The sequence below is a fragment of the Rhizobacter sp. P3_C12 genome (assembly GCF_056402735.1).
The window spans coordinates 1-3,953 of record NZ_JBFUGW010000416.1; the positions used below are offsets into that span (position 1 = coordinate 1).

The 3,953-nt window shown below is 71.6% G+C and carries 4 protein-coding genes; 1 reads left to right on the top strand and 3 read right to left on the bottom strand.

The window, feature by feature from the left end; genetic code table 11:
• Both AC1DXV_RS32290 and AC1DXV_RS32295 read right to left on the bottom strand, forming a co-directional pair.
• Positions 1-1,106: TFIIB-type zinc ribbon-containing protein (locus tag AC1DXV_RS32290; protein ID WP_477937567.1), on the bottom strand; the 1,106-nt coding region annotated here is incomplete at its 3' end.
• 10 nt (positions 1,107-1,116) lie between these two features.
• Positions 1,117-1,767: a hypothetical protein gene (locus tag AC1DXV_RS32295; protein ID WP_477869490.1), complete on the bottom strand. Its 651-nt coding sequence runs from the start codon at positions 1,765-1,767 to the stop codon at positions 1,117-1,119.
• Positions 1,768-1,879: 112 nt separating this feature from the next.
• Here AC1DXV_RS32295 and AC1DXV_RS32300 point away from each other — a divergent pair, with 112 nt between their 5' ends.
• On the top strand, positions 1,880-2,839 hold the full coding sequence (locus tag AC1DXV_RS32300; protein ID WP_477869492.1) for a hypothetical protein: 960 nt from the start codon (positions 1,880-1,882) through the stop codon (positions 2,837-2,839).
• Here AC1DXV_RS32300 and AC1DXV_RS32305 read toward each other — a convergent pair.
• A partial coding sequence (locus tag AC1DXV_RS32305; RefSeq protein ID WP_477937569.1) for an NAD(P)/FAD-dependent oxidoreductase occupies positions 2,840-3,953 on the bottom strand: 1,114 nt, incomplete at its 5' end.

Consider the following 3,953-nt stretch of genomic DNA (forward strand, 5'->3'; position numbering starts at 1 on the left):
AGCTGGCGCAGGTGCACCGCGAAGAGCCCGCGGCGCAGCGCCTGCAGGCCGTTGCGGTCGCCGGGGGCCAGCTCGCGCCATGCCGGCAGCCAGGCCCAGGCCGAGCCCGGGCGGGCGCCCAGCCGCTGCTCGCGCAGCGCCTCCATCGGGTCGCGCCCCGGCCCGTGCAGGTCGGCGAGCACGAACACGGCGAGGGCCAGTGCCGCCGCGAGGGCGGCCAGCAGCGGCGTCCATCCGGAAAGGAGTGACCAGCGGCCCGTCCGCGCCGCCGCCGCCGAGCCCCCTGCGGCCGGCGTGCGCGGTCGGCGCGTGCTCGGGTAGCGCGCCAGGCGCTTCGCCTCGACTTCAGCGGCCACGGCGAGATCGGCTTCGGCCGCCGCCAGCAGCGGGTCGATGTCCGGCAGGTCCTGCGCGACGACGATGTGGCCGCAGTGCCCGCACTGCGTGTCGCGGGCCGGATCGAGCGCGGCGCCGCAGGCCCGGCACGGCCAGGCGGTGGCACGGCCGATGGCACGCGGCGATGCGCCCATGCCGTCCAGCCGAAGGCGCAGCGAATGCGCCAGGCGCGGCATGTCGATCACCACCAGCGCGGTGCCGCACCAGCTGCAGTGGTCGTCGCCGGCCGACGCGGCGCCGCCGCAGTTCAGGCAGTGCAGCGTGTGCTTCTCCTGCGCCAGCGCCTGCCGCTCGGCGACGCCCAGCGGGCGCACCAGCCCGCGTTCGGCCAGCAGGCCGCTGTGGCTGTGCAGGTGGCCGTGGCGGCGCGGGCACTCCAGCGCGGCGAACAGGCCGAAGCGCGACCGGTTCTGCACCTGCTTCAGCGTCGCGGCGCAGCGCGGGCAGGCCGGGTGCGCGACCTGGGCCTCGGCCAGCGGGCGGCTGGTGCCGGCCTCCATCTCGCGCAGCAGGCGCACCCAGCCGAAGCTGTCGAGCTGCACCGATTCGAACTCGTCGAACCACACGAGGCGGCAGTCGGGGCAGTGCTCCACCGCGACCGGCTGTCCCTTGTGCGACGACAGCGACAGCACGCGCATCGGCGCGCTGCAGCGCGGGCAGGCGATGCGTCGGGCGACGTTCGGCTCGGCGGTCTCGGCGGGAGCGTTCACGGCCATGGCCTCAGCGCAGCTTGGCGATCGCGCGCGCCGCCAGCCGCCCGGCGCTGACCACCTGCGGGTGCGGATGCAGCGTGCACAGCTCGGCGATCGGGCCGAGCGCGCGCGACGGCCGCTTCTCGATCTCCGCCGCGACGGCCTCGCCGAGGAAGAAATCGGGGTCGGTGACGAGCCGGCGCAGCAGGGCCGCGTCGGTCAGGTCCAGCGACGGCACCAGTGCCATCACGACATCGTGGCCCGCGTGGCCGCCGATCAGCTCGCCGATCCAGCGCGACAAGCCGGCCTGGTCGGCCGCGACCGGCGAGCACGCCGGGTGCAGCTCGCTGAGCCAGGTCTGCTGCCGCTTTGCCTCGTCGGCCGCCGCGATGAAGTCGGACAGCGACGCGTAGACGATGCGCGAATCGTCGTCGTGGGCCAGGTAGAACACGCTGCCCTGCAGCGGCGAGCGGCTGGCGTAGACGTGGTGGTTGCTGGTCTCGGGGTCGTCGAGCACGATGCCGCCGAGCGCGGCGACGATCGGGTGGTACGTGAGCAGGCCGGTCCACTCGGCGGCCTGCGCGCGGTCGAGCAGGTTGAGCTCGACATCGAGCCGGCCGGCGTAGTCGCCGACGGCGATGCGGGCGAACCAGGGGTCGAGTTCGGGGGGCAGGGTCATGGCGAGAGGAATGGGAACAAGCGGGAACGCTACCAAAGTCACTGTGTGGCATGGAGCCTGTGCGGCAGAGTATTTGACACGTCAACCTCGACGCGATCCAAGGGAGGAATGCATGAACATCAGAAAGTACGCGGCAGTTGCCGTAGTGATCGGCTGCGGCCTGCTGGGCCAGGCGGCCCACGCGTATCCGCAATGGAAGCCGGTCTTCCAGTCCGGCAAGGTGAACGGCGTGCTGACGCCCGGTGCCGGGCAGACGCCGATCAACTTCTGGTACGACATGAGCGTGGAGCCGGTCGCCTACTCGCCGATCTACGCGGCCAGCGGCAAGGTCTTCAACGCGCTCGCGACGGCCTGGAACAACGCGGTCTACGCGCAGGCCCACCCCTATGAGGAGTACCGCAGCCACCAGGCCACGGCCACGGGCCCGGTGATCGTCAGCTACGACCCGGCCGCGCCGGCAGGCACCCCCAAGGTCAACATCACGGTGCCGACGCTGAACGCAACGGTGAACACGCGTGGCCACAAGAACGGGATCTGGGCCGACTGCACGCTGACCGTGAGTTCCGGGCCGCTGACGATCACCGCCGACGACCTCAACCTCGCGACGGGCGCCCTCGTCAACCCGGTGACGCACTCGACGCCGACGAACAACACCGACTGCTCGTCGATGTCGTGGTTCCCGATCGTGGGCGACATCGCCTCCCGCCTCGCGACCAGCCATGCGTCGGGCATGTTCAGCGTGACCGAGGTCGACTTCAGCAACGCGGTGCAGTCGATCCTGCCGTCCAACGTCTTCTCCGGCATCCCGTCGCTGCCGGCCGGCAAGTTCATGGTGGGTCCGGTGGACTATGGCGCCTACGTCACCAACAACCTGCCGCTGCTGCTGTCCGGCGGCTTCGACCTGACGCTGTCCCAGGAGAACCTGCCGGCCGTCTACGGCACCGTGACCGAGCAGCGGCTGCTGCTGGCCTTCAAGGGGCCGGCGGCCGGGTTCAGGTTCAACCTGTACGAGACGGCGTTCTACCGCCGCGAATGGGTCTGCGATCCGGGCGTGCCCTGCCAGCAGCCCTGATCAGCCGAGCGTGTCGGCCCAGATGTTGCGGGCCCAGGCGCCGGCATAGGYGCCCTCGGCCTCGTTGCGCTGGGCCGACACGCCGCCGGCACCCGCCACCGGCTTGAAGGTCGATTCCGCCGCGACGTACTCGTGCACGCTCGCGACGTGGATCGCGTGGGTCTCGTCAACGAAGCTGTAGCAGGTGTTTGTCAGCATCGGGTGTTCGTTGACCGCAACGCCCGACAGCTGCGCGACGATCGCCGCGGCCGCCACCTTGGCATGCGCGTTCGCCATGTGCGCGCTCTTCGGCATGCCGGGGGCGATCTGGATCGCGTCGCCGAGCACGTGCACGTCCTGCGCGGCGGTCGAGCCGAAATCGATGAAGTTCACGCGGCACCAGCGGTTCACCGCATTCGCGAGGCCGCTCTTCACCGCGAGCGCGCCGGCGCGCATCGGCGGCAGCACGTTCAGCACGTCGGCGCGCACGGCATCCTGCAGCTCGATGCGCAGCGTGCCTGCTGCCGCGTCGACGCCGATCACCTTGTGCTGCGGCCGGTACTCGACGATGCCGGGATACAGGTCGCGCCATGCGGCCTTGAAGAGCGCGGGCTTCGAGACGACGTCGGCGTTGGCGTCGAGGACCAGCAGCTTCGAGCGCGGCTTGGCGCGCCGGAAGTAGGCGGCCACCACGCAGGCGCGCTCGTACGGCCCCGGCGGGCAGCGGTACGGCGACTCGGGGATCGTGATCGCGAACACGCCGCCGTCGGGCATCGCCTCGAGCTGGCGGCGCAGCGCGAGCGTCTCGGGCCCCGCCTTCCAGGCCTGCAGCACGCGGCCGTCGTCGTGCGCACGGCGCAGGCCTTCGACCTCGTCGAACATCAGCTCGATGCCGGGCGACAGCACCAGCTTGTCGTAGCCGATCGTCGCGCCGGACGCGAGCGTCACCTGGCGGCGCCCGGCGTCGATCGTGGTGGCCTCGTCGCGCACCCAGCGCACGCCGTGGCGCGCGGTGAGCGCGTCGTACGAGAGGGTGAGGTCGTCGAGCGTGCGCGTGCCGCCCAGCACCAGGTTGGAGCCGGGGCAGGACACGAAGCGCGGCTGCGGCTCGATCATCACGACCTCGATGCGCTGC